Origin of the sequence: Pseudomonas sp. S12(2018) (genome assembly GCF_024355235.1) — a bacterium.
Lineage (GTDB): Bacteria > Pseudomonadota > Gammaproteobacteria > Pseudomonadales > Pseudomonadaceae > Aquipseudomonas > Aquipseudomonas palmensis.
Window position 1 is genome coordinate 180286 of sequence record NZ_QLAD01000008.1, and the last position, 25861, is coordinate 206146.

Consider the following 25861-nt stretch of genomic DNA (forward strand, 5'->3'; position numbering starts at 1 on the left):
AGGAAGCCCGGTTGCAAGCGGCAAGCTTCAAGCAGCAAGAAAAAGCAGACCCCATGCGATTTGCCTTCTCTTGCGGCTTGCAGCTTGAAGCTTGCAGCTGTTCTGGCCCCTTTCGTGCAAGACCATCACCACAGGCCGGCACCCGCCGGTGACTAAAAAAAGAACAGGTGAATTCCCATGCCAAGCGATCATTCCGGCAACGCGCCGGCTTCCGTCGATTTCGAAAAGGTCGGTTCCGAGTATTTCCAGCAACGTGAACTGAAAAAAGGTGCCGCAGGCTGGGTCCTGCTGGTGGGTCTGGGCGTCGCCTACGTGATCTCCGGCGACTACGCCGGGTGGAACTTCGGCCTGGCCCAGGGTGGCTGGGGCGGCATGTTCCTGGCCACGCTGCTGATGGCCACGATGTACCTGTGCATGTGCTTTTCGCTGGCCGAACTGTCCTCGATGATCCCCACCGCCGGCGGTGGCTACGGCTTCGCCCGCAGCGCCTTCGGGCCCTGGGGCGGGTTTCTGACCGGCACCGCGATCCTCATCGAATACGCCATCGCCCCCGCCGCCATCGCAGTGTTCATCGGCGCGTACTGCGAATCGCTGTTCGGCATCGGCGGCTGGGTGATCTACCTGGCGTTCTACATCATCTTCATCGGCATCCACATTTTCGGCGTGGGCGAAGCGCTCAAGCTGATGTTCATCATCACCGCCGTGGCCGCGATTGCCCTGGCGGTGTTCCTGATCGCGATGGTGCCGCACTTCGATTCGAACAACCTGTTCGACATCGCCAAGACCGACGCAGCCGGCGCCAGCAGCTTCCTGCCGTTCGGCTACGTCGGCGTGTGGGCGGCAATCCCCTACGCCATCTGGTTCTTCCTGGCGGTCGAAGGCGTGCCGCTGGCCGCCGAAGAAACCAAGAACCCCAAGCGCGACCTGCCCCGCGGCCTGATCGGTGCGATGCTGGTGCTGCTCAGCTTCGCGCTGCTGATCCTGGTGATCGGCCCGGGCGGCGCCGGCGCCGAAGCGCTGAAAAGCTCGGGCAACCCACTGGTGGAGGCGCTGGCCAAGGCCTACGGCGGCTCGACCTGGATGGGCGGCTTCGTCAACCTGGTGGGCCTGGCTGGCCTGATCGCCAGCTTCTTCTCGATCATCTACGCCTATTCACGGCAGATCTTCGCCCTGTCGCGCGCCGGCTACCTGCCGCGCAAGCTGTCGCAGACCAACCGTAGCAAGGCCCCGGTACTGGCGCTGATCATCCCCGGCATCATCGGCTTTGCGCTGTCGCTGACCGGCCAGGGCGACCTGCTGATTCTGGTGGCGGTATTCGGCGCTACGCTGTCCTATGTACTGATGATGGCCGCGCACATCACCCTGCGCATAAAACGCCCCAAAATGGAGCGTCCGTACCGGACCCCGGGCGGCATCTTCACCTCGGGCGTGGCGCTGGTGCTGGCCTGCCTGGCGGTGGTCGCAGGTTTCCTGGTCGACCCGCGGGTGGTGATTGGCGCTGCGATCATCTATGGCGTGCTGATTGCGTACTTTGCCTTCTATAGCCGACACCACCTGGTGGCCGGCACGCCGGAGGAAGAGTTTGCCGCGATCCAGAAGGCCGAAGAGGCCTTGCACTGACCGCCCCGCGCCGCAGGCCTGGCCTGCGGCGCCATGGAGATTGCGTATGAGCAGTTTTGTACACACGGTGGGCACCCAGACCTACCGCTTCGACAGCCTCAAGGACGTCATGGCCAAGGCCAGCCCGGCCCGCTCCGGCGACTTTCTCGCCGGGGTGGCGGCCGGCAACGACGCCGAACGGGTGGCCGCGCAGATGGCGCTGGCCGATATCCCGCTCAGTCACTTCCTCAGCGAGGCGCTGATCCCTTACGAAGACGACGAAGTCACCCGCCTGATCATCGACACCCACGACAAACAGGCCTTTGCCGCCGTCAGCCACCTGACCGTGGGCGGGCTGCGCGACTGGCTGCTGAGCGAGCAGGCCGACGAAGACAGCCTGCGCGCCCTGGCCCCGGGGCTGACCCCGGAAATGGCCGCTGCGGTCTCGAAGATCATGCGCGTGCAGGACCTGGTGCTGGTGGCGCAGAAAATCCGCGTGGTCACGCGCTTTCGCGGCACCCTGGGCCTGCGCGGGCGCCTGTCCACCCGCCTGCAGCCCAACCACCCCACGGATGAGCCGGCCGGCATCGCCGCGAGCATTCTCGACGGCCTGCTGTACGGCAACGGCGACGCCATGATCGGCATCAACCCGGCCACCGACAGTATCGCCTCGATCTGTGCCCTGCTGGAGATGCTCGACGCGATCATCCAGCGCTACGACATCCCCACCCAGGCCTGTGTGCTGACCCACGTCACCACCTCGATCGAGGCCGTCAACCGCGGCGTACCGCTGGACCTGGTGTTCCAGTCCATTGCCGGCACCGAGGCGGCCAACGCCAGTTTCGGCATCAACCTCAACCTGTTGCAGGAAGGCTACGACGCCGGCCTGAGCCTGAACCGCGGTACCCTCGGGCAGAACCTGATGTACTTCGAGACCGGCCAGGGCAGCGCGCTGTCGGCCAACGCGCACCATGGCGTCGACCAGCAGACCTGCGAAACCCGGGCCTATGCCGTGGCACGGCATTTCAAGCCGTTTCTGGTCAACACCGTGGTCGGCTTCATCGGCCCGGAGTACCTGTACAACGGCAAGCAGATCATCCGCGCCGGCCTGGAAGACCACTTCTGCGGCAAGCTGCTGGGCGTGCCGATGGGCTGCGATATCTGCTACACCAACCATGCCGAGGCCGACCAGGACGACATGGACACGCTGCTGACGCTGCTGGGGGTGGCCGGGATCAACTTCATCATGGGCATCCCCGGCTCCGACGACATCATGCTCAACTACCAGACCACCTCGTTCCACGACGCGCTGTACGCACGCCAGACCCTGGGCCTGAAACCGGCCCCGGAGTTCGAGGCGTGGCTGGCGCGCATGGGCATCTTCACCCAGGCCGATGGCCGGGTGCGGTTTGGCGACAACCTGCCACCGGCCTTCCGCCAGGCGCTGGCGCAACTGGGATAAGCGAGCCATGGACAAGCAACCCACGCAGCACGACAACAGCGACAACCCCTGGCTCGACCTGCGCCGCCTGACCCCGGCGCGCATCGCCCTGGGGCGCACCGGTACCAGCCTGCCGACCCGCGCACAGCTGGACTTCCAGTGCGCCCACGCCCAGGCCCGCGATGCCGTGCACCTGGCATTCGACCATGCGGGCCTGCGCGAACAGCTTAGCCAACGCGGGCGCGACAGCATCCTCTTGCACAGCGCCGCCAGCGACCGCCACAGCTACCTGCAACGCCCGGACCTGGGGCGGCGCCTGCATGAGGAATCGGCCCGGCAACTGCGCGAGCATGCCCAGGCCAACCCGGGCGGGGTCGACCTGGCGATCATCGTGGCCGACGGCCTCTCGGCCCTGGCGGTGCACCGGCACACGCTGCCGTTTCTCAACCGTCTGCAGGAGCACATCGATGCCGAGGGATGGTCCACCGCCCCGGTGGTGCTGGTGGAGCAGGGCCGGGTGGCGGTGGCCGATGAAGTCGGCGAATTGCTGGGCGCGAAAATGACTGTGATCCTGATCGGCGAACGTCCGGGCCTGAGCTCCCCCGACAGCCTGGGCCTGTATTTCACCTACAGCCCCAGGGTCGGCCTCACCGACGCCTACCGCAACTGCATTTCCAACGTACGCCTGGAGGGGCTGAGCTACGGCATGGCCGCCCACCGCCTGCTGTACCTGATGCGCGAGGCCTGCCGTCGGCAGCTCTCGGGGGTCAACCTGAAGGATGAAGCCCAGGTCCAGACCCTGGAATCAGACGCCGACACCCCTAAAAATGGAAACTTCTTACTCGGCAATGATTGAGAACTGACCACTTTTTAGCGGATTGCGCTTTTTTCGCGCTTTAGGCAGCATCTGGGGTGACGGCTGCCCGAGGTTCGCCGCCACTCCCCATGGACCCGAGGCCTGCTTATGCGAATTATCAAAGCAACTCTTGAGCATCTGGATCTGCTCGCCCCTCTGTTCGTCAAATACCGCGAGTTCTATGGGCAATTGCCCTATCCGGACTCTTCGCGCTCGTTTCTGGAAAAACGCCTGGAGCGCGACGAGTCGATCATCTACCTGGCGCTGCCGGACGACGATGACAACAAGCTGATGGGTTTCTGCCAGCTGTACCCGAGCTTTTCGTCGCTATCGCTCAAGCGCGTATGGATACTCAACGACATCTATGTGGCCGAAGACTCGCGGCGCATGCTGGTGGCCGACAACCTGATGCGCGAGGCGAAGAAACTGGCCAAGGACACCAACGCCGTGCGCCTGCGTGCCTCGACCAGCAGCGACAACGAGGTGGCAATGAAGACCTACGAGTCGATGGGGTTCAAGGCAGATACCGAGTTCAAGAGCTATATCCTCCCGATCCATTCCGACTGACGGGCATCCTTCGTCAGCAAAGCCGGCTTCCACAGGTCTGCGCACTGGCCATGTAGGCGCCAGCCTTGCTGGCGATGGGCTGCATAGCAGCCCCGCTGCGCTGGGGCCCAGAAATCCGCCGCTACAAACTGCTCCGCCATAATCACGCCATGCCCGTATAATGCGGCCTTTCAATTTGTGTGAAATTTTACCCTTACCCCGGGTAACGGCTACACACTTCGCACTGCCAGTCCTCGCATGCCCGTAGAGCCGGGTCTTGAACAAGGTGCCGTACATGGATTTCAACCCGCTGGACCTCATTCTGCATCTCGATACCTACCTCGATTTGCTGGTCAACAATTACGGTCCGTGGATCTACGCCATCCTGTTCCTGGTGATCTTCTGCGAGACCGGCCTGGTCGTCATGCCGTTCCTGCCGGGCGATTCGCTGCTGTTCATCGCCGGTGCCGTGGCCGCCGGCGGCGGCATGGACCCGGTACTGCTGTGCGGCCTGCTGATGGCGGCAGCCATCCTGGGCGACAGCACCAACTACGTGATCGGGCGAACGGCCGGGGAACGCCTGTTCCGCAACCCCGACTCGAAGATCTTCCGCCGCGACTACCTGCAGCAGACCCACGACTTCTACGAACGCCATGGCGGCAAGACCGTCACCCTGGCGCGCTTCCTGCCGATCCTGCGCACCTTCGCGCCTTTCGTCGCGGGCCTGGCAAAAATGGTCTATCCGCGTTTTCTGATGTTCAGCGTCGCCGGCACCATCCTGTGGGTGTGTGGCCTGGTGACGCTGGGCTACTTCTTCGGCAACGTGCCGTTCATCAAGTCCAACCTGTCGCTGATGATCGTGGCGATCATCCTGCTGTCGCTGGTGCCGATGATCATCGGCCTGGTGCGCAGCCGCATGGGCCGTGGCCAGGCCAAGGCCCAGTAACCCGCGCACATGTGGAGCCTGAGCGCCTGGCGGCGCCGTCGTACCCTGGCCCGCTACCCGATCGAGCCGCAGCAGTGGCAGCGGGTACGCGAGGGCCTGCCGATGCTCGACGGCATCAGCGACGAAGAAGATCACTGGCTGCGTGAAGCCTGCATCCTGTTCCTGCAGCAAAAGCACCTCACCACCCTGCCCGGCGTCGACGCCGATGCCGAGCAGCGCCTGCACCTGGCGGCCCAGGCGCAACTGCCGCTGCTGCACCTGGGCGATCTGAACTGGTACCAGGGCTTCCATGAAATCGTGCTGTACCCCGATGACTTCGTCAGCCCCCAGCGCCACCGTGATGCCAGCGGTGTGGAGCATGAATGGGATGGCGAACACAGTGGCGAGGCCTGGCAGCAGGGCCCGGTGATCCTGGCCTGGCCCGGGGTGCTGGCCAGCGGTGGCTGGGAAGGCTACAACCTGGTGATTCACGAGCTGGCGCACAAGCTCGACATGCTCAACGGCGATGCCAATGGCCTGCCGCCGCTGCATGACAGCATGCGCGTGGCGGACTGGGCGCAGGCCATGCAGCAGGCCTACGACGATCTCAACCGCCAGCTTGACCGCAACCCCGATGCCGAAACGGCCATCGACCCCTATGCAGCGGAAAACCCGGCCGAATTCTTCGCCGTGACCAGCGAATACTTCTTCAGTGCCCCGGACCTGCTGATGCAGGCCTACCCCGCGGTTTACGCGCAACTGAGCGCGTTCTACCGCCAGGATCCGCTGGCCCGCCTGCAACAGCTGCAACGTAGCCATCCGCACTACCAGCACACGACTAATTGACCAGGCCGGGCATCTGGCCGGGCGTGGCAAGCGTTACGGAATGTGCCTATAATCGCGACCAATTTTTGGCCAAACATGGGGGCAATGCCCAATGAGCTACAGCAAGATTCCGGCTGGCAAAGACCTGCCGAACGACATCTACGTCGCCATCGAGATTCCAGCCAACCACGCACCGATCAAGTACGAGATCGACAAGGACAGCGATTGCCTGTTCGTGGACCGCTTCATGGCCACCCCGATGTTCTACCCGGCCAACTACGGCTTCATCCCCAACACCCTGGCTGACGACGGTGATCCGCTGGACGTGCTGGTGGTGACCCCGTACCCGGTAGCCCCAGGTTCGGTGATCCGTGCTCGCCCGGTCGGTATCCTGCACATGACCGACGACGGCGGCGGCGACGCCAAGGTCATCGCAGTACCGCACGACAAGCTGTCGCAGCTGTACGTCGACGTCAAAGAGTACACCGACCTGCCGGCACTGCTGCTGGAGCAGATCAAGCACTTCTTCGAGAACTACAAGGATCTGGAGAAAGGCAAGTGGGTCAAGATCGACGGCTGGGGTGACGCAGAAGCGGCCCGTGCCGAGATCACCAAGTCGGTGGCAGCCTACAAGGGCTAAGCACTGCGCTTGAGGAAAAGCCCCGCGATTGCGGGGCTTTTTTGCATCTGCGGCTCGCTGCTTGAAACAACAGCGTCCGATTATTCCTACAACACTAACAGAACCCCCTGTAATACCCCCGCTTTTGCCCGCGAAACACTTCAACCCAATGTTTATATAAACCCTTCTTTTCCCTCACTAAACTCAATCACCATGAATACATCTGGTGATCGTTTGAAAGCGCTCCTGCGCGAGTGCAACCTGACCGCTTCCGACTTTGCCGCCCAGCGCGGGGTGACGCCGCAGCATGTGAACAACTGGTTCCAGCGCGGCGTGCCTATGGCGCGTCTGGACGAGATTGCCGAGCTGCTGTGCGTACGCCCTCGCTGGCTGCGTACTGGCGAGGGCCCCAAGCACCACAACCCGCTGCCGCGGGTCAGCCGCAACCGTGGCGAGCAGGAGCAGCAGGCCCCGGACCACAGCCTGTTCGCCGCGCATGGCGAGCAGGACGTGCTGCTGCCCTTCTACCATGCGCAGCCCCGGCAGTTTGCCGAAATCCCTGGCCGCCACCTGCGTTTGCCGCGCTGTGCGCTGGACAACCTCGGGGTCGATGCTGCGCAGGCGCTTTGCGTGAGCATGCCCGACTACAACATGAACCCCTTGCTGCAGTACGGCGCAACCTTGGCGATAGACCGCAGCCTGACCCGCGTGATCGAGGGCGAGATGTACGCGCTGCTGCACAACGGGCGCTTGCGGGTGCACACCTTGAGCGAACGGGCCAATGGCGCATTGCGTCTGCACAGCCATGACGGTGACGAATTTCCGAGCGAAACCTACAGCCTGTCGCAAATCCGCAACCAGGGTCTGGAGGTACTGGGGTGGGTGTTCTGGTGGGCTCACCTGCGGGATGATCGCCCGCGCTAAAGCGGTTGCAGCGGTTTTTTTGCTGGGCATTGCGATCCATTCCCAGTATGCTGTGCCGCACTCAAGCCCCGGTTGCAGCCTTGCATCCTGAGGGCGTGGCGCGGCACACACTGCCCCCGCCACCCCCGGCCCCAGCGCCGGATCACGATTTGAAGGCGGTTGCGGCTTACCAAAAGTCAGCCAAGACTGTCCCCGAGAAGCCGGCCACAAGCCGGCTTTTTAATGCCCAGAAAAACCCGTCCCAACCCCTGAAGCCATTCCCAAACCTTGCATGGGGAGACGGGTAAAGGCCGCCTGGACATGGCCACGCCATCGGGACTCTCCGAAAAGCCACGCCCAGGCCTTGCATCAGTATTGGTAGCGCAGCGTCACCGCAAAATTGCGCGGATCACCGTAGTACAGGCCGCCGAAGTTGTTGGAAGTGGGCAAGGACTGGTAGTAGACCTTGTCCAGAACGTTGTTGAGGTTGTACTGCACGCTGAACTGTTGGTTGATCTGATAGTGCGCATGCAGGTTGAGCAAGGTGTAGCCGCCCTGCTTGATGTCGTACCCGGTCACGTCGGCGGCAGTGCGGCTCTGTGCATAGACATCGCCGCCCACACGCCAGTGGTCGAGGACACCGGGCAAGCGGTAGTCGGTCGCCACCTTGAGCAGGCGGCGCGGGATCTTGCGGTAGTAGTCCGAACCCTTGCTGGCGCCCGCCACATATTCGGGATCGCTATAGGTATAGCCAGCGCTGACATTCCAGTTCTCCAACGGCTCGCCGGAAACTTCCAGTTCGAAGCCACGGTTACGCACTTTTGCGCCTGTTTCGTAGCACTTGCTCGTCCCCGTCACACCACAGGTGGGCGACACCGGCAACGCCTCGGGCATGTTCTCCAAGCTGGTCTGGAAGATTGCCAGCGAGGTGTTCAGCCGACCATCGAAGTACTCACCCTTGATGCCGGTTTCGTAATTCTCGCCTTCGATCGGGTCAAGCAAGGTATTGCCGACACCGTAGTAACTCTGTGTCTTGTAGATCTCGGTGTAGCTGGCATACCAGGTGTGGTGCTTGTCCAGGTCCAGCACCAGCCCGGCATAGGGCACCAGCCGGCCATTCTCCCGATACTGGTCATTGGTATAGGGGCTGGCCACCTTGTAGTCCGACCAGCTCACCCGCGTACCGACGATCAGGCTCAGGTCATCGGTCAGGCTGAAGCGCGAGGCACCATACAGGCCGCGCTCCTTGCGGGTGTAGTTGTAGTCTGCGCCGATAGCATTGAGGATCGGGCTGGGCAGGGCACTGTAGTCGAAGTCGGTGATGTCGATCGTCGGGTTGTTGGTGGCGCTCTTGATCACCGCGTCGAACTCGTCCTTGCGCGTGTTGGCCCCGAGCATCAACTGATGCTTGCGCCCGAACAGCTCGAAGGGCCCGGTAGCATAGAGGTCCAGGGCGAACTGGGTGTCTTCGTAATCGGCCTGGGAGACGGTCATGCGATAGTTGTCGCCCGCTACCCGGTTCGGGTACGCGGAGAGAAAGTCGGCGTTCGACCAGATCGCATTCATGGCCAGGGTCAACTTCCACTCGTTGTCGAAGGTGTGCGTGAGGTCGCTGAACAGCGTGTAGTTGTTGCGATCCAGATGGGCCCACTTGCCGTTGAGGTTGGTGGAACGCGAAAGCGGATAGAAGGAGCCGTCACGACGAGTGTTCAAGCCGCCCCAGTCATAGCCGTTCTGGTTGTCTTTCTGGAGAGTGGCGCCCACCGTCAGTACGGTGGAATCCTTCAGATCCGCCTCCCCCACCAGGTACAGCAACTGGTTGTCACGCTCGGAGCCGTCGCGGTAGCTGTTGGCGTTGTTGTAGTAGGCCACTGCACGGCCGCGAACATTGCCCGTAGGGGTCAGTGGCCCGGAAACATCCACCTGGCCACGGTAGTTGTCCCAGGAGCCTGCCCCCAGCTCCGCGCCCAGACGAAAGTCCTGGGTCGGCCGTTTGCGTACCAGGTTGATCGCCGCCGACGGGTTGCCCGTGCCCTGCATCAGGCCGTTGGCGCCGCGTACGACCTCGACGCGGTCATAGATGGCCATGTTCGAGGTGGACATGACGTCCATGGAGTAGTTTTCCGAGATGTTGGTCGGAATGCCGTCATATTGCAGGTCGCTGATCTCGAAGCCGCGCGAGTAATAGGTGGAGCGATCAGTGCCGATCTTGGTGAGGGTGATACCGGTCGCCGTGCGCGCGATGTCGTCCAGGCTCTGGATGTTCTGGTCGTCCATCCTCTTGCGGGTGATCACCGTCACCGACTGCGGTGTTTCCCGCAGGCTCAGGGCGAGCTTGGTTGCCGTGTTGGTCGAACCCGTGGTGTACGAACCGGTGCCCTCGGTCGTGGCGCCCAGGCCCTGCCCGTTGACGGTGGTGGCGCCGAGCACGACCGCGTCCGAGGAACCGTCCTGGACCAGCAGATACCCACCATTGGCCTGGCGCTGAGCGCGCAAGCCGCTGTTGGACAGCAGCAGCGCCAGCCCCTCATCGACCCCATAGGCACCATCAAGGCCCGGGGTGGTCAGCGCATGGATCTGCCGCGGATCGAAGGAAATCGTCACACCCGCCTGTACGCCGAACTGGGTCAGCGCGCTACCCAGCGGGCCTGCGCCGATGTGGTAGGCGATACGGCTCTGGGCGTGAGCCGCAGCAGGCATCAGCACCACCCCCGGCACACTCGCCATCGTCAGGCCGAACATCGCCAGGCGCACTGCGCGGGGCAATGAGATCGAGGGGGAGAAGCAAAGCTGGGGCATGAAATGATCCTTCTGTTGTCTTGGCAGAAATCCGCTGTCATCGCGGCTCCTGTCATTGACGGATGAGAATCATAATCAGCAAGGTGCTCCGCGTATTTTCTGTCAGTGACGGTTCAGACGGCTTCGACACTGACCCAGTAGCGGGTCAGGTAACGCAGCTTCACCGGCAAGGTCCGGGTCAGGTTTTCCAGGACCGCATCTGTATCGTCGATACGAAACGCTCCGGAAATGCTCAGGTCGCGAACCGCCCCGGCGCAGCGCAGCACGCCCGGGCGATAGCGCCCCAACTCGTCGATGAACTCCCCGAGGCGCCACTCGTTGACACTCAGCATGCCCTGCACCCACGCGGTCGAACCCTGGGCCAAGACACCGGCAGGATCGGCGCGATCAGGATCGAACGCCGCCTGCTGACCGGCCTCCAGACGCACTGCCCGCTCCGGGTGACGGCGAGGACGGAGCTCGACCGCCGACTGCAGCACACCCACGCGGGTCCGGTCCGTCATCTGGCGCACGCTGAAGCGCGTCCCGAGCGCGTGGATGCGCCCGTCCTGGGTCTCGACGATAAACGGCCGCTGCCCAGGATCCTTGGCGGTTTGCACGAGGATCTCCCCGCGGTAAAGACGGATAAGCCGAAGTTGCCCGTCGAAGCTCGCATCCAGCGCGGTGTTGGCATTGAGTTCCAGCTGCGATCCGTCGTCCAGCCGCAGCGAGCGACGCTCGCGCGCGCCCGTGCTCTGCTGAGCGAACAGGCCATGGTTCGCCAGCGGTTTGCCGATCATCCAGCTGCTGCCCCCGACCGCCAGCAACACGCCGAGGATCTTCAATACCTCGCGGCGTTGCGCCTGGGCCGCATCCAGCCCTGACCGGGCGGCATGTGCGGGTACCGTTGCCCATTGCCGCTGGAACGCCTCGACCCGCGCCCATGCCTCGGCGTGCAAAGGATCTGCCCCCAACCATTGCTGCCAGGCCCGGGTGCAAGCCTCGTCCACCCCTGCATCGTTGAGCTGCACGTACCAGGTCGCAGCAGCCTCGAGGGTCCGACGATCGAGCGCCGCGCTCATCAGTTGTCCGCCAGCAACAGGCACTCGGTCATGGCTCGCACCAGATGGTTCTTCACCGTGGTGACCGAGACCCCGAGGCGTTCGGCCACCGCCACATAGGTCTGCCCTTCCAGCTGCACCGACAGAAAGATCTCCCGGGTACGCTTGCCCAGCCCGTCCAGCAGGCTGTCGACCGCCACCAGCATCTCGAGAATGGACAAGCGCACCTCAGGTGATACCTCGACCGGTTCAGGCTTCTGCGCCAGGGCCACCAGATACGCCTGCTCGATCGCCCGTCGCCTCGACTTGTCGATCAACAGCGAGCGCGCAATTGCAGTCAGGTAGCCCCGCGGCTCTCGGATCGGCGCGGCGTTGCGTGCCGTCATGACCCGCACGAAGGTGTCCTGGGCCAGATCCGCAGCATCGGCCGAATTGCCCAGGCGCATGCGCAACCAGCCTTTCAGCCAACCGTTGTGTTCGGAATAAAGCTGGTGAAGTGCCAAAGGCTCGAGTGCGGACATAAGGGGGCCATTAAATATGCAAATGGTAATTGATCGCATTATTTAGGGCGAGCGCAGTTCGTGCAAGGGGCAATCCGCCCGCCAGGTGTGCATCTGGCCTGATGATGCCCAGGGCAAACTACGCACCTGCCCCCTCTCCCTGCCCGCGAAAACCCAACCTCCAGCACTTTCCCTGATGACACCCCACCCATTAAGTTGCACTCTGCACCAAACTGATTCAGCCGGAACCGATTTTGATGGAAAGCACACCCCCGACCGTTGCCGCCGAGCGCCTGCTGGAAAGCGCGCGACGGCTGTTCTGCCGTGAAGGCATTCATGCAACGGGCGTTTCGCGCCTGCTCAGCGATGCCAAGGTCGCGCGGCGCACGCTGTACGAGACCTATGGCTCCAAGGAGAACCTGCTGCGTGCCGTGTTCGATCGCGAGGCAGCGATGTGGTTTGGCTGGTTTGACCAGGCACTGCCTCAGCGTACCGACGACCCGGAGCAACGCCTGATCTTTCTGTTCGACCTGCTCGAGGAATGGTTCGCCAGCGGGCGCTTCTTCGGCTGCCTGTTCACCAACGCCGTCGCCGAACACGACAAGTCTTCCAGCTGGGTACGTGACCTGGCCCAGGCGCACTTCGATCGGGTGCATGACCGCATCGAGCAACTGGCCGCGGCCTGCGGGCTGCCGGAACCGGCCTGGGTCGCGCAGCAGATCTCGCTGCTGATCGACGGTGCCATCGCCACCGCGATGGTCTCGCGCAACGCCAGAAGCGCACAGGTTGCACGCTCGATCCTGCTGACCCTGCTGCGCGAAGCGAAAGCCGCCTAGCCCGCCCCCTGCACCGCTGCCGGTGCAGGCCTCGGCGCCTATATGCTAACGAGGCATAAGCTAAGCTTAAAATATTAGTTCTGCTTATATCGCAGATCTCACATACTTCACGCGCCTGCCGAGAACGATCGGTCTACCTGTTTTGGGATGCGTGTGATGAGAGATTTTTTCCAGCGATTGTTCTCCACCAGTGGCGCGCAAGCGACGCCCGCACTCCAGTCCAACCTGAGCCGCCGCTCGTTCATGTGCGCCTGTGGCTGCGGCATGCTGGCGCTGAGCGCCGCCGGCACCGCGCTGCTGGCAGCGGCCAGCAAGGTCGAAGCTGCCACCGGCGGGCCACTGCTGCGTGTGGGGCACATGCCCGCCGGCTGCGTGTCGCACCTGCTGCTGGCAAAGCTGCGCGGTGATTTTGCGGCGGCGGGCCTGCAGGTGGAGCTGACGCAATTCAACAGCCCAAGCGATGCCCTGCAGGCCTTGTTGGCAGGTCGGCTGGAACTGATGCACGGGCCCTGGACCATGACCGCAGCCGCCTACGCCAAGGGCACCCAGGAGCTGCGCATCATCGGTGGCTCGGGGCAAGGCGGCATCGAACTGGTGGCGCGCAACGGCTCGGTGGCCAGCCTGGATGAATTCATCGCCGCCGCAGGCAGCGGCCTGCGCGTCGGCACCCTGCGCCTGGATACCCTGGAACTGGTGGGCTACGGCTCGATGGCGCGCCACGGCAAATCCTACAACGACTATCAGATGACCTTCTTCCCGAGCATGGCCGGGATGGGCGAAGCCATCGCCAACGGCCGCCTCGACGTGTGCACCCTGGCACAGCCCTATGCCCAGAACGTGGTCAGCACCACCGGCGCACGCTACCTGAGCGACTCCAACGCGGTGTGGGGCCCGGAGGCCGCCGACTGCGTGATCACCACGCAGGTGCGCACCAGCCAGGAACAGGGGCCGCTGCTCAAACGCTACCTGGAACTGCTGCAGGCATCGGCCACTGCGATGAAAGCCGACTTCGACAACGCCATCCAGCAATTGCAGCCGATCTACGGGGTATCCAACGAGGTGCTCAAGGTGGCCCTGGCACGCCAGGCGCCCAACCCGGTCATCAGCCCGGTAGGCGTGGCCGGCCTCAAGCGCGGCGCCGGCTACCTGGTCGAACTGGGCTACTTCACCGACAACCCGATCGATGCGGTTCTGGACCTGCGTCATCAACCTGCTGCCCAGGTGACGGGATGAACCAGGCCGTTCTGACCCTGAGCCGGCAGCCCGACGCACGCCGTGCCCCGCGTTATCTGGACGCGCTGCGCGACACGCTGTGGTTCCTGCTGGCGTGGGCATTGCTGATCGGCGCATGGGAGCTGGCGGTGCAGTCTGGCTGGCTGGATGGCCGCGTGCTCCCGCCGCCTAGCGTGACCCTGCCGTATGCGTTTTCCGGCGAAGCGGTGGTGGGTTTCGGGCAGCAGCGCAGCGGCTTGCTGGAGGCCTTGCTGGTGACCCTGCTGCGGGTCAGCGGCGGGTTGCTGGCTGGCAGCCTGGTGGCGCTGCTGCTGGCGGTGATCACCACCGAGGTGAAGCTGCTGCGCCGCCTGATCCTGCCGCTGGTGCAGACCCTGGCGCCGATCTCACCGGTGGCCTGGGTCCCCTTCACCATCGCGGTGATCGGCATCGGCGGACAGGCCGCGGTGTTCGTGGTGTTCCTGGCCGTGCTGGGCACCATGACGCTGTCGCTGGTCGCCGCGCTGGATGCCATCGACCCGCAGTACCTGAACATCGCCCGCAACCTGAGGTGCACGCGCCAACAGATCTGGCTGCGCGTGCGACTGCCGGCAATCGCCCCCAGTGCGATGACCAGCCTGCGCATGGCGTTCTTCGGCGCATGGATGGCGGTGCTGGCCGGGGAGATGGCGGGAATCAATTCCGGGTTGGGCTACATGATCATCATGGCCCAGCAGATGTACAACATGCCGTTGGTGATGGTGGGTGTGATGACCATTGGTGTCGTGGGTTTCGTGGTGGATCGCCTGATGCTGTTGCTCGGACGCCGCCTCACCGGGTGGGCGTCATGAGCCGGGGCGCCACGCTGAGTTTTCGTGGCCTGAGCAAGCAGTTCGAAGGCGGCACACGGGTCGAGGTGGGTGACCTGGATATCAAGGCCGCCAGTTTCACCGTGCTGCTGGGGCGCAGCGGGTGCGGCAAGAGTACCCTGCTCAACATCGCCGCGGGCCTGCAGCAACCCAGCACCGGGCACCTGCTGTACGACGGCCAGGCAGTGAGCGGCAACCAGCCCGACAGTGCGCTGATCTTCCAGCAGAACAACCTGTTCCCCTGGATGAGTGCGGTGGAAAACATTGCCATCGCCCTGCTCAACCGCGGGCTGGACCGTGAAGCGGCCACCCGGCGCGCCGAGCAGTTGCTTGCCGACGTGGGCCTGGCCGAATTCGCCCGGCACCGGCCGGCGGCATTGTCCGGCGGCATGTGCCAGCGCATCGCCCTGGCCAGGGCACTGGCCCTGGAGCCACGCCTGCTGCTGCTCGACGAGCCGTTTTCGGCACTGGACGCACAGACCCGGCGCCTGATGCAGGACCAGTTGCTGCGCGCCTGGAACACCAGCGGCGCCACGGTGCTGATGGTGACCCACGACCTGCAGGAGGCGCTGCTGCTGGCCGACCGTATCGTGCTGATGGCCAGCACGCCCCACGGCCGCATCGCCCAGATCCTGGAAATCGACCTGCCGCGCCCGCGCCAGGTGCGCTCGGCGCAACTGCTTGACCTGCAAGAACGGCTGGACGCGTTTCTGACCCACGAAACCCGGCTGGCCGAGCATTTCTAGTCGACACGGGACCTCCCGATTAACTGATTGGCACACGGTCATTCGACCGCCATGCCGCCCCTTGAAGAGCACAGACCATGAGTGAAACCACCCACCGCGTCACCATCAACGGCCTCCAGGCCAACGCCGGCCGAGCAGTTCGCGAACGCATCCGGGCCGATGGCGAGGGTGACATCGCACGCCCGCTCTACCACACCAGTGTGCAGTGGACCGAGGGCTACCAGACCCTCACCAAGGTCAAGTCCGGTGCCGTGCTGCACGGCGACGAGCCCTGCGCCTATGGCGGTGCCGGCCTGGGCGCCACGCCCCAGGAACTTTTGCTGGCGGGTATCGGCAACTGCCTGGCGGCCACCTACATCGGCGGCCTGTCGGCATCCGGAGTCAAGGTCAACAGCCTGGTGCTGGACGTGAGCGGCCGCGTGGATTTTCGCGCCGCATTTGGCGTGACCAGCGGCAACCCGGGCTTTGAAAGCATCCAGGTGCAGGTGTCGATCGATACCGAAGAATCACCCGAGCGCGTGGACGCATTGCTGGCCAAGCTGCTGCCGACCGCGCCGATCCCCGACACCATCATGCGTCCCGTGCCCCTGACGGTGGAGGTGCAACACACCGGCGGCGCCACCCATGGCTGACAACGCGCACAGGGTGCTGGTGGTGGGGGGCGGGCCGGCGGGGCTGTCCTGCGCCTACGAGCTGGTACGCGCCGGCCTGCGCCCGCTGGTGCTAGAGCGCACGCAGGCCGTGGGCGACGTGTGGCGCAACCACTATGACGGCCTGCGCCTGAACACCGGGCGCTGGTTTTCCGGGTTGCCGGGCGGGCGCTTTCCATGGGCGGCAGGCCGCTGGCCGAGCCGCGATGACCTGGCCCGGGTGCTGGCGTCACTGCCGGCCCGGGGCGGCTTCGAGGTGCTGACCGGGTGCGACGTGGAATCGGTCGGCTACCTTCAGGCGCAATCGATGTGGCAGGTGCGTTGCCGTGATGGCCGCGAGTGGCGCGCACCGGCGCTGGTGGTCGCCACCGGTACCTCGTGCGTACCGTCGATCCCGCAGTGGCCGGGGGCACAGCGCTTTGCCGGGCAGATCGTGCATGCTGCGCACTTCGGCAATGCACGTGCCTACGCCGGCAAGCACGTGGTGGTGGTCGGCAGCGGCAATTCGTCCTGCGAGATAGCCAGCCGCCTGGTACCCCATGCCGCGTCGGTCACGCTGTCGGTGCGGCGCGCGCCGCACTTTCTGCCCAAGAGCCTGTTCGGCGTGCCGCTGGCGGCACTGGGTACGTTGATCCGTCGGCTACCGCCCCGCGCGAGCGACGCGGTGCTGAGCTGGTTGTCGCGGCGCTGGGTCGGCGACCTGTCGGCCTACGGCCTGCCACCACCGGCACAGGGCGTGTCCGGGCTGGGCAGTGTCACGCCGACGCTGTTCATGCCGGTGATCGACGACCTGAAACAGCGCCGCATCAAGGTGGTCGGCCCGCTGCTGGAACTGAACGAGCAAGGCGCCGTGGCCCACACCGGCATCGACCGCACCGAGCGCTGCACGCTGCGCATGGACGTGATCGTTGCGGGCACCGGCTACACCACCGGCCTGGAGGCGCTGATCCAGTACCCCGAGGCGCTCACGGCGGACGGCAAGCCGACCGTGGATGACGACGGCCAGTCGAGCGTTGCGCGGGGCCTGTTCTTCATCGGCTACCGCAACCCCCTGAGCGGGCAGCTGCGCGAAATCGGCCTGCAGGCGCCTGGCGTGGCAAGGGCGGTCAAGGGCTATCTCGACGCCACGCAACTGGCGCCTTGCACCGGCTCGGCGAAGGTTTCCCTGTAGGCGTAAAGCCCCGGGGTGCCACCGGTCATGATGAACAGCACGTTATCGCCGCGGCGATAGCGGCCCTGTCGCAGGTCGGCCAGCAGCCCGGCGAAGGCCTTGCCCGAGTACACCGGGTCCACCAGCACACCTTCGCAGCGCGCGATCAGGCGCACCGCTTCGAGCATGGCCTGGGTCGGCAGCCCGTAGCCTTCGCCCAACTGGCTGCCATCGATGTTGATCGCACTCGCATCGAGGCTTGCAGCATGGCCCAGCAAGGCCAGCGCCTGGCGAGCCAACTGCAGGGTCGTGGCCGCCGCGGCCTGCTGGTCGGCCAGCACCGACCAGGACCTGACGCTCGCCGCACCCCGCCCCAGTACCTCGAACCCCGCCGCAAGCCCAGCATGGGTGCCGGCGCTGCCATTGGGAACCACGACCTCGTCGAATTGCACGCCCATCGCGGTTTCCTGCTGCACGATCTCTTCGGCGCAACGGGCGTAGCCCAGGCTGCCAAGCGGCGTGGAACCGCCGGTGGGAATGACCAGCACCTTGCGACCTGCCGCACGCAACTGCTGCGCGCGCGCCTCGGCCGCTGCCAGTGCATCGGCGCCCCTGTCCAGCACCTGCACCCTGGCCCCGAACAGCTGGTCGAGCAGCACATTGCCATTGAGCTCGTAATCGCGATCGGCCCTGGGCACCGCACGGCTGAGGATCAGTTCGCATTCAAGCCCCAGCCGGGCGCACACGGCGGCCGTCAACCGCGCATGGTTGGACTGGATGCCGCCCACGGTGATCAGGGTGTCGACGCCGTTCTTCAGCGCCTCGCCCAGGTGGAACTCCAGTTTGCGCAGCTTGTTGCCGCCACCGCCGACAAGCATGTGGTCATCGCGCTTGAGGTACAGGCCGACACCCATGGCCGGCAGGCCCAGATGGTGCTCGATACGCTCGGCGCGTTGTATGCCGGTGGCGCCCTGCAGCAGATCGGCGCGCGCGAATGCGCCCAGCGCCTGGCTCAGTACATGTCGCATGGGATGACACCTCGTGCTCTGGTTCAATGCCACGGACTATAGGGATAAACTAAAGCGCAATAAACGCACGCCAGGTTAGCAATTGGCTCACTCAACGTTAGTAATCATCACCTCTCGGATCACTCGATGAGCAAGCTCAGGCAGATGGAAGTATTTGTTGCCGTGGTCGAAGCCGGCAGCTTTGCCGGGGCGGCTGCCGCGCTGGGGATGTCGGCGGTGATGGTGGGGCGGCATGTCCAGAGCCTTGAGAAAACCCTGAACACCCGGCTGGTTCAACGCACCACACGCCGGCAGACCATAACCGGCGAAGGCCGTATCTTCTATGCCGAGGCCAGGACCGCCCTGGAGCAGGTCGCCTACGCCTACAACCGGGTAGAAGCCTCCAGCGACGCACCCAGTGGCCTGCTGCGGGTGACCGCGCCGATGACACTGGGGGTATCGCTGGTCGGCCCGCTGGTGACCGAGTTCATGCAGCGCTACCCGCAGGTTCAGGTCGAGCTGATCCTGAGCAACGAGGTGGTGGACCTCTACGAGAGTGCCTTCGACCTGGGCTTCAGGATCGCCGAGCTGGTTGACGCCAACCTGGTCTCGCAGCCCCTGCCGCCCTATCAGATGGTGATCTGCGCCGCCCCGAAATACCTCGAGAAGGCCGGCGAGCCGACAACACCGGAGGCGCTCCACGCCCACCGAATTCTCACCCACACCTCCTGGAACAACCGCTTTGCCTGGCCACTCAAGCAGGCTGGCAAAGAGGTGTTCTGGCCCGAGCAGGCGGTGCTTCGCAGCAACGATGGCCAGGTACTGCTGCAGGCCGCCATTGCCGGCAGCGGGATCCTGATGCAGCCGGACTTTCTGGTGGCCGCCGCGCTGGCGAACAAGGAGCTGGTGAGCATTCTGGGGGCGTATGTACCGGCCCACAAACCGGTGCAGATGGTGTATCCACGCTCGAAGAAGTCACTGCCCAAGCTCACTGCCTTCGTCGCGTTCATCCAGGCGCGGCTCGGCTTGCCGAGCCAGCCCTGAGCGCGGGCCGGCGGGCCCTCAGGCCTGCGCCGCGTCGCGCACCTGCATCAGCGCGAAGCCCAGCAGGTTCAGGCCGCGCCAGCGGTCCGGCCGGTGGGCGTTCTGGTCATCCTGTGCCAGGCCGATCCCCCACACCCGGTCCACCGGGCTGGCCTCCACGATCACCCGCGTGCCGGTGCCCTGCAGGAAGGCCCCCAGTTCCGCGTTCTGGGAAAACTTGGCCTGGTTGGCCCGCACCACGATCGCGAAGCGCTCCTGTGCCCACCGCGCCTCGTCGAACCCGCGCACCTGGCGTCCGAGTGCCTTGGCCGCATTGGGATCGGTCGCCTCGATGATCCGTGCCCGCGTCTGTTCATCACCAAACAGCGCCGCCTTCTCGGCCATCATGTAGTGCTCGGCCGACTGGTACGACTGCCCGTCCACCTCGAACGGCGCCACGTACCACTGGCTGAAACACGAGGCGGTGACACCCTTGCGGCTCACCTGATGGCCCCAGAAGAATACGAACTCGGGCCTTTCGCCGGCCAGGTAGCGGGACACCAGGTCCTCGAGCATCTGTGAATCGTTCACGCTGATTGCCTCTCCAATAACACCATTGCAACGGTCATCCGGCCGCAGCACCGAACGGTGCCTGCCGGCCAGGACGGTGATACTACCGCGTAATGCAGCACCCGCTCACAGCGCCTCCAGAAATGCCTTCAACGCCTTCAACTCCACCCGGTCCAGCCCCAGCGCCTCGAACTGTGCGGAGGTGACAGGAAACAGCGGATCGCCCTGCTGCCCAGGCTTCGGCACCGGCCGCGGCATGCCCACGTTGTAGAACGCCAGCACCTGATCGAGGCTGCTGGCGAAACCGTTGTGGAACCACGGGCCGGTGCGGCTCACCAGGCGCAGCGAAGGGGTGCGAAAACGCCCCACGTCCGCGGCCAGGCCGGTGACTTCATGGCGACCAAGGTCCTCGCGGCTGCGCCCGTAGAACGTCAGGCCGGCATTGTGAAAACGCTGGTCGCTCATTCCCGGCCCGAAGTGGCAGTTCATGCAGCGCGCCTTGGTGCGAAACAGGTGCAGCCCGTGTAGCTGCTGGTCACTCAGCGCAGCAGTGCGACCGCGCAGGAAGCGCTCGAACGGCGTGCGCTGCGCGACCCGCAACAGATCGCGCTGATAGGTCGCCAGGGCTGCGGCAATCTGCTCGGCACCCAGCGCCTGCCCGGGAAACGCCACGGCAAACAGTGCCGGGTAATCGGCGCTGGCACGCAACCGGGCCACCAGTTCGTCGACGCTGAAGGCCATTTCCGCCGGATCGACGACCGGCATCAGCGCCTGGGTTTCCAGGCTGTCGGCGCGGCCATCCCAGAACAGCTGTGGGGCCAGGCCACTGGTGACCACGCTCGGCGCATTGCGCCGGCCTGGCGCACGCCCATGCCCGAACGACACCCGGCGCCCATCGGCGAACGCCAGGTCCGGCTCGTGGCACGAGGCACAGGCGATCTGCCCCGACCGCGACAGGCGCGGGTCGAAGAACAGCGTGCGCCCCAGCGCTGCCTTCTGTTCGGTGTAGGGGTTGTGCGCAGGCGAGGGTGCACGCTCGGGCAGTGGCCCCAGCTCCTGCCAGGCCACGCCGGCGTCCACCTGCGGCGCCGGCCAGTGTGCCGGCGGGCGGCTGTAGGCCTCGCGCAGGCAGGCCGCATCAGCCGATGCACACAGGGGTGCGTGGTGCTGCGCCCACAGGGCCGGGCTGGCCAGCATGAGTGCGATGCCAATCAGGAACAGGCGCATCTCAGAAGGTGTACCCCACTTCCAGCCAGTACTGGCGACCCACTTCATAGGTCGACACCGAATTGCTGTTGACCGTGGCGTTGGCATTGACCGACTTCTTGTCGAGCACGTTGAACACGTCGACGTTGACGAAGATGGCCTGGTCCCGTGCGGTGGGGATACGCCAGCCCAGACGCGTGTCCCAGGTCAGCGCCGCGTCGAATTTCTGCTCTTCCCACACATCCACCGAGGTGCCCCTGTAATCGACGTTGCGCCCGGTGTCGCCGATGCGCTTGTAGCCGGCCCGGTAGCGCCAGAAGTTGCTCCACTGCAGGTTGGCCTGGGGGATGTCGGTGATGGTGGTCAGGCGCGCCGTCCACGGTCGGTTGTAGTTGGTCGCCGGGCGGTCCTGGTAGTTGATGAAGCTGCCCTGGTACTGGATCACGTCATTCTGGTAGTAGGTGTCGTCGGCCTGCACGTAGCTGGGCGAGGAAGCCTTGCTGTCGGTCCAGTTCAGCGCCAGCTGGCCGCCGGTCTGCGTGCCCAGCAGCGTCCAGCGCTGCATCGGCGTCACGGTCAGGGTGTAGGTGTCGGTCTCGCTCTTGCCGTCGTTGGTGTAGGTGGTGTAGTTGCTGGCCAGGTCAGGGTCGGTGGACGGCTGCCCCAGGGTGCGTCCGGACACCTGTACCACCTGGTCGCGGCCCTTGCGATTGACGTACTTGAGGCCGTACTCGATGCCGGCCCACTGCTGCACCACGCCCAGCATCAGCTCGTCGTCATAGGGGATGTCGAGCTGATTGAACAGCGTCTGGTTGCTGCCGTTGGACTTGGTCACCCAGGGTTTGTCGAGGCTCGCGCGGGTTTCGTTGAAGCGCAGGCGGTTGCGCCCGTCCTGCAACTGCCAGCTGGTGACGCTGCGGCCGTAGTAGCGGTTGGCACCGGCACTGAGCAAGGTGGTGCGGTCACCGAACACGTCGTACTCCAGGGAGAAGCGCGGTGCCCAGGTGGTCTTGTCCATGTAGTCGTCACTGTCCACGCGCACGCCGGGGCGCAGGGTCAGCTTGCCCAGGGTGATCTCGTCCTGCACCCAACTGCCCCAGGTGGTGGTGGTGAAATCGAATTCGCCGGGGGCATAGCGGGTGCGGCTCTTCATGTACTGGCCGGCCCAGCCACTGACGGTCTCGCCCATGTTGCAGGCAACGGAATCGGTCACCCCCGCGCTGTTGGTACAGCTGTTGGTGGCGGCCGGGGCCACGTAGGTACTGCTGTCGGTGAGGCGCTCGTAGCGCACGTACTGGCGGGAGAACTCCAGGCCGGTCTGCGGGCGGTGAATGGCGCCCAGCCAGTCGAAGCTGCGCCAGTCGGCATTGAGCTTGTACTGCCAGGTGCGCTGCTGCTGTTCGATATCGCCCCAGCCCCCCTCCAGGGTGTTGGCGGTGGTCTTGCTGCCTATGCCCCAGTCCTTGGTGGTCGACTTGCGCCAGGTCCAGTAGTCGGCCGAGTCCGAGGTGCGGCTCTGTTCCTGGCGGCTCCAGGCCAGGGTCTGTTCGACACGGGCCAGGTCGCCGTCCCACACGGTGCGCAGGTTCAACTGGGTACCGCCAACCTTGTTGTCATAGCCGGAGTTGGCGACGTTGGCCCGGAAGTAATGGCTCTCCTCGGGCGCGTGGGTCACGCTGGTCTCGACGGTGAGCCGGTCGCTGGCCTGCCACACCGACTTGAGGAAGTAGTTGTCGATGCGCCGCTCCTGCTTCTCCTTGTGATAGCCCATCTCTTCGACGTTGTTGTAGGAGTAGAGGCTCAGCGGAATGGTCGAGCGCTTCTGGCTGAAGTTGCCGATCAGGCCGAAGGTGTCGGTCAGGTGGCCTTGCAAGGTACCGCGCACGATGACCTTGTCGAACTCGGGCTGCTCGTCGGGCGAGCCGGAGTTCTCCATGCGCTGCTCTTCCGTCTCGTCGATGTGGTATTTGGTCCAGGCCGAGCGCGTGGTCTGTACCGAGAACTTGCCGTGCAGGGCCTTGGTCGGGGCGCGGGTCTGGGCGTCGATCACCCCACCGTTGAAGCCGCCGTAGGCGGCCGGCACGTTGCTGTCCAGAACCGTGATGTTCTCCAGCAGGTCGGTGTCCAGCGCCAGGCCCTGGCTGCGCCCCGGCACCCTGTCCAGCAACTGCACGCGGTCTTCGGCCGGGTCGATGTCGTTGTTCATGTTGATGCCGTCGACCAGGAAGGCGTTCTGGTAGAACGCCGCGCCGTTGATGCTGATGTTGGCCGGGGCGATTTCTCCGGGTGTCTTGCTGCTGAGCTGGTTGTCGTCGAACTGAACGTTGGGGTGGCTGCGCAGCAGGCTGGTGATGTCGCCGTTGCCGGCCGGCATTGCCTCGATAAGCTCGCGATCGATATGGGTTTCACCCTGTGGCAGCAGCGCCCGTTCGCGGACCTTGGTGTTTTCCAGCTGGATCTGGTCGGCACGCGGACGCACCACCCGTTGCAGCAGCAGCGCGTCGTCGCCGATATGCACCCATTCCAGGTCGCTGCCCTTGAGCAGGATCGCCAGCGCCTGATCGGCGCTCAGCTCGCCACGCACCGGCGGGGCACTGAGGTTGCCCAGCAACTGGCTTTCGACACTGATCTGCAGGCCGGTCTGCTGCCCCAGCGCCATCAGCGCAGAGCCCAGCGGCTGGCGCGCGATATCGATGCTGTGGCGCGCCGGCTCGTCATCGGCCAGCACCGGCAACGACACTGCCAGCCCCACTGACAGCAACAGCAGGCGCGCACTGCGCCGACGACCCTGCAACGACTCTTGGGTGCGAATGGACATGCTCTGGTGAACTCCCCGTGCGGCGCGAACGATACGCGCCTGTAAATGAGAATCTGTACGATTAACTCAGCGGGGCAATAAACGAACGGCGATGGGGAATTTCCAGAACTTCGTGAATTTATTTTTTCCCAGGCGGCGAAGCGCGCTCACGGATGACCGTGATGTACGGCCCCCATTGCGTCAGCTGCCCGCCCAGCGGGGCGATGGCCAGTTGCAGCGCGCTACCTGGCGACCGCAGGTTCAGCGACGCGGTGATGCGCCGCTGGCCCAGGGCACGGTCCTGCAGCAGCAACACGCCGGGGTAATAGGCACGCAGTTGCTCGATGACTTCGGCCAATGGACGGTCGTTGACCAGCAACTGCCATTGGCGCCATGCCGCAACCTGCTCCAGCTGCACCCGGCTGCGCTGCGCCGGGCCCTGGTTCAGCCCCACGCGCAGGCTGTCGCCCGCACCCAGCGCCGGCACTGCCAGTTCGCCGCGCCTGTCACGCACCTGCACCGAGCCGCTCTGCACTGCTACCGACACCGCGCTGCGGCTCAGGTCCACATCGAACGCCGTGCCGGTGACGGTCACCTTCACGTCTTCGGCCTGCACCGTGAAGGGCCGCGCGGCGTCATGGCTGACCTCGAAGAATGCCTGGCCCTTGAGCAGCGTGACCGCACGCGCACCCGGCTCGAACGCCACGCGGATGGCGCTGTCGCTGCCCAGTTCGATGTGGCTGCCGTCGCTCAGGCGCACCTGCCGGTGCTCGCCCGCCGTGCTGCTGTAGTCGGCCGGCGGTGCACGCCCCACCAGCAACAGCACACAGGCCGCCAGCGCGCTCGCCGCCAGCGCCCGGCGTGGCCAACTGCGCCGGCGGGCTGCCATGCGCGGTGCGGCGGGCACCTGATGCGCCGTTGGTGGCTCCAGCGGGTCGATGCCGGCGCTCAGCATCCAGACCTTTTGCACCTTGCGCCAGGCCGCCGCATGGCGTTCGTCAGCGGCCAGCCAGCGCGCATGGGCCTGGTGCAGCAGCACGTTGTCCGGTTCGGCATTGCATTGCAGCAGCCAGTCCATGGCGGCCTGCCACACCGGGTCGTCCTTCAGCGAGCCGGGCGTTCGGCAAGACGGGGTGGTATCAGTCATCGGCCAGATGCTCCGCACAGTGGGTCAGTGCGTCACGCACCAGTTGGTGCGCCAGACTAGTCGAAATATTCAAGCGGGCGGCAATTTCCTGAAAAGTCATGTGCTGCAAGCGGTGCATGTGAAAGGCCTGCCGCGCCCGCTCCGGCAGCAGCGCCAGGGCGTCCTGCAGCACACGCAACTGATCGCGGTGCAGGGCCTGATGCTCCGGCGACGGTGCGCTCGACGGCAGCTCATCGAGCCGTTCGCCGCCATCGGGCTGGCGGTTTTCCAGGGTCGTGCGGCGCAGCAGGTCGAACGACAGGTTGCGCACGATGCGGTACAGGTACCCCACCGGGTTGCCCAACTGCGCACCGGCGTCGGCCTGCCCGCAGAAACGCAGCCAGGCCTCCTGCACCACGTCCTCGGCCTGCGCACGGCAGCCGACGATGGGTGCCGAATAGTCGACCAGCGCAGCACGGTGGGAAAGGTACAACTGGAGTTTATCGCTGGGGCAGGACACGGCGACGACCATTGAAGGCAGGAGCGGGTTGGGAGGGCCGCTATTCTGCATTCAATTGCGAATGATTATCAACTGAAATATCAGGCCTGCTCCTGC

At 64.9% G+C, this 25861-nt stretch carries 24 protein-coding genes; 15 read left to right on the forward strand and 9 right to left on the reverse strand.

Going from position 1 to position 25861, the window contains the following annotated elements; genetic code table 11:
* The first annotated feature begins 177 nt into the window (after nucleotides 1-177).
* The 8 genes from eat to DN388_RS19810 all read left to right on the forward strand — a co-directional run bounded on the left by eat (nucleotide 178) and on the right by DN388_RS19810 (nucleotide 7735).
* Nucleotides 178-1620, forward strand: coding sequence for an ethanolamine permease (gene eat / locus DN388_RS19775; RefSeq protein ID WP_043863921.1), 1443 nt, complete (start codon nucleotides 178-180; stop codon nucleotides 1618-1620).
* A gap of 46 nt (nucleotides 1621-1666) precedes the next feature.
* Nucleotides 1667-3061 carry an ethanolamine ammonia-lyase subunit EutB gene (locus tag DN388_RS19780; protein ID WP_054916335.1) on the forward strand — a complete coding sequence of 465 codons (1395 nt, stop codon included), beginning with the start codon at nucleotides 1667-1669 and terminating at the stop codon, nucleotides 3059-3061.
* 7 nt (nucleotides 3062-3068) lie between these two features.
* The gene (eutC, locus tag DN388_RS19785) at nucleotides 3069-3896 is read left to right on the forward strand and encodes an ethanolamine ammonia-lyase subunit EutC (protein WP_043863923.1); all 828 of its coding nucleotides are present in this window, start codon (nucleotides 3069-3071) and stop codon (nucleotides 3894-3896) included.
* A 108-nt stretch (nucleotides 3897-4004) separates the two neighbouring features.
* Entirely contained in the window at nucleotides 4005-4463 is a 459-nt protein-coding gene (locus DN388_RS19790; protein ID WP_043863924.1) for a GNAT family N-acetyltransferase, read from the forward strand.
* Nucleotides 4464-4737: 274 nt separating this feature from the next.
* Entirely contained in the window at nucleotides 4738-5388 is a 651-nt protein-coding gene (locus tag DN388_RS19795; protein ID WP_043863945.1) for a DedA family protein, read from the forward strand.
* 9 nt (nucleotides 5389-5397) lie between these two features.
* On the forward strand, nucleotides 5398-6213 hold the full coding sequence (locus DN388_RS19800) for a zinc-dependent peptidase (RefSeq protein ID WP_043863925.1): 816 nt from the start codon (nucleotides 5398-5400) through the stop codon (nucleotides 6211-6213).
* A gap of 91 nt (nucleotides 6214-6304) precedes the next feature.
* Nucleotides 6305-6832, forward strand: coding sequence for an inorganic diphosphatase (gene ppa, locus DN388_RS19805; RefSeq protein WP_043863926.1), 528 nt, complete (start codon nucleotides 6305-6307; stop codon nucleotides 6830-6832).
* Between the two features lie 192 nt (nucleotides 6833-7024).
* On the forward strand, nucleotides 7025-7735 hold the full coding sequence (locus tag DN388_RS19810; protein WP_255001846.1) for an XRE family transcriptional regulator: 711 nt from the start codon (nucleotides 7025-7027) through the stop codon (nucleotides 7733-7735).
* Nucleotides 7736-8083: 348 nt separating this feature from the next.
* Here the strand turns inward: DN388_RS19810 and DN388_RS19815 are convergent, their stop codons facing one another.
* From DN388_RS19815 to DN388_RS19825, 3 genes are all read right to left on the reverse strand, one after another.
* Nucleotides 8084-10513: a TonB-dependent receptor gene (locus tag DN388_RS19815; protein WP_255001849.1), complete on the reverse strand. Its 2430-nt coding sequence runs from the start codon at nucleotides 10511-10513 to the stop codon at nucleotides 8084-8086.
* A gap of 113 nt (nucleotides 10514-10626) precedes the next feature.
* Entirely contained in the window at nucleotides 10627-11574 is a 948-nt protein-coding gene (locus tag DN388_RS19820; RefSeq protein WP_088514350.1) for a FecR domain-containing protein, read from the reverse strand.
* The gene (locus DN388_RS19825; RefSeq protein WP_043863930.1) at nucleotides 11574-12074 is read right to left on the reverse strand and encodes a sigma-70 family RNA polymerase sigma factor; all 501 of its coding nucleotides are present in this window, start codon (nucleotides 12072-12074) and stop codon (nucleotides 11574-11576) included. Before DN388_RS19825 ends, DN388_RS19820 begins: the two co-directional genes overlap by 1 nt.
* A gap of 236 nt (nucleotides 12075-12310) precedes the next feature.
* Here DN388_RS19825 and DN388_RS19830 point away from each other — a divergent pair, with 236 nt between their 5' ends.
* From DN388_RS19830 to DN388_RS19855, 6 genes are all read left to right on the forward strand, one after another.
* Nucleotides 12311-12889 carry a TetR/AcrR family transcriptional regulator gene (locus DN388_RS19830; protein ID WP_043863931.1) on the forward strand — a complete coding sequence of 193 codons (579 nt, stop codon included), beginning with the start codon at nucleotides 12311-12313 and terminating at the stop codon, nucleotides 12887-12889.
* A 156-nt stretch (nucleotides 12890-13045) separates the two neighbouring features.
* Nucleotides 13046-14122: an ABC transporter substrate-binding protein gene (locus DN388_RS19835; protein ID WP_052504310.1), complete on the forward strand. Its 1077-nt coding sequence runs from the start codon at nucleotides 13046-13048 to the stop codon at nucleotides 14120-14122.
* Complete coding sequence (locus DN388_RS19840; RefSeq protein WP_078481402.1) at nucleotides 14119-14952, forward strand: ABC transporter permease; 834 nt, start codon at nucleotides 14119-14121, stop codon at nucleotides 14950-14952. The genes DN388_RS19835 and DN388_RS19840 overlap by 4 nt, the downstream gene beginning before the upstream one ends.
* On the forward strand, nucleotides 14949-15716 hold the full coding sequence (locus tag DN388_RS19845) for an ABC transporter ATP-binding protein (RefSeq protein ID WP_043863934.1): 768 nt from the start codon (nucleotides 14949-14951) through the stop codon (nucleotides 15714-15716). Before DN388_RS19840 ends, DN388_RS19845 begins: the two co-directional genes overlap by 4 nt.
* Before the next feature lie 77 nt (nucleotides 15717-15793).
* Complete coding sequence (locus tag DN388_RS19850; protein ID WP_043863935.1) at nucleotides 15794-16348, forward strand: OsmC family protein; 555 nt, start codon at nucleotides 15794-15796, stop codon at nucleotides 16346-16348.
* Nucleotides 16341-17537, forward strand: coding sequence for an NAD(P)/FAD-dependent oxidoreductase (locus DN388_RS19855; RefSeq protein ID WP_058541904.1), 1197 nt, complete (start codon nucleotides 16341-16343; stop codon nucleotides 17535-17537). The genes DN388_RS19850 and DN388_RS19855 overlap by 8 nt, the downstream gene beginning before the upstream one ends.
* Here DN388_RS19855 and DN388_RS19860 read toward each other — a convergent pair.
* On the reverse strand, nucleotides 17480-18544 hold the full coding sequence (locus tag DN388_RS19860; protein WP_255001854.1) for a D-cysteine desulfhydrase family protein: 1065 nt from the start codon (nucleotides 18542-18544) through the stop codon (nucleotides 17480-17482). The two genes, DN388_RS19855 and DN388_RS19860, sit on opposite strands and share 58 nt — an antisense overlap.
* Before the next feature lie 126 nt (nucleotides 18545-18670).
* Between DN388_RS19860 and DN388_RS19865 the strand changes: the two genes are divergently transcribed.
* A complete protein-coding gene (locus tag DN388_RS19865; protein ID WP_054916410.1) occupies nucleotides 18671-19567 on the forward strand; it encodes a LysR substrate-binding domain-containing protein in 897 nt (298 codons plus the stop codon).
* A gap of 18 nt (nucleotides 19568-19585) precedes the next feature.
* Here DN388_RS19865 and DN388_RS19870 read toward each other — a convergent pair whose 3' ends face one another.
* The 5 genes from DN388_RS19870 to DN388_RS19890 form a co-directional block, all read right to left on the reverse strand.
* On the reverse strand, nucleotides 19586-20137 hold the full coding sequence (locus DN388_RS19870) for an NADAR family protein (RefSeq protein WP_054916411.1): 552 nt from the start codon (nucleotides 20135-20137) through the stop codon (nucleotides 19586-19588).
* A gap of 105 nt (nucleotides 20138-20242) precedes the next feature.
* Complete coding sequence (locus DN388_RS19875; protein WP_054916412.1) at nucleotides 20243-21343, reverse strand: cytochrome-c peroxidase; 1101 nt, start codon at nucleotides 21341-21343, stop codon at nucleotides 20243-20245.
* A gap of 1 nt (nucleotide 21344) precedes the next feature.
* Nucleotides 21345-24140: a TonB-dependent receptor gene (locus DN388_RS19880; protein ID WP_253086463.1), complete on the reverse strand. Its 2796-nt coding sequence runs from the start codon at nucleotides 24138-24140 to the stop codon at nucleotides 21345-21347.
* A gap of 118 nt (nucleotides 24141-24258) precedes the next feature.
* The gene (locus DN388_RS19885; RefSeq protein ID WP_231390680.1) at nucleotides 24259-25266 is read right to left on the reverse strand and encodes a FecR domain-containing protein; all 1008 of its coding nucleotides are present in this window, start codon (nucleotides 25264-25266) and stop codon (nucleotides 24259-24261) included.
* Complete coding sequence (locus DN388_RS19890; RefSeq protein ID WP_043861871.1) at nucleotides 25259-25777, reverse strand: sigma-70 family RNA polymerase sigma factor; 519 nt, start codon at nucleotides 25775-25777, stop codon at nucleotides 25259-25261. Before DN388_RS19890 ends, DN388_RS19885 begins: the two co-directional genes overlap by 8 nt.
* Nucleotides 25778-25861: the final 84 nt, after the last annotated feature.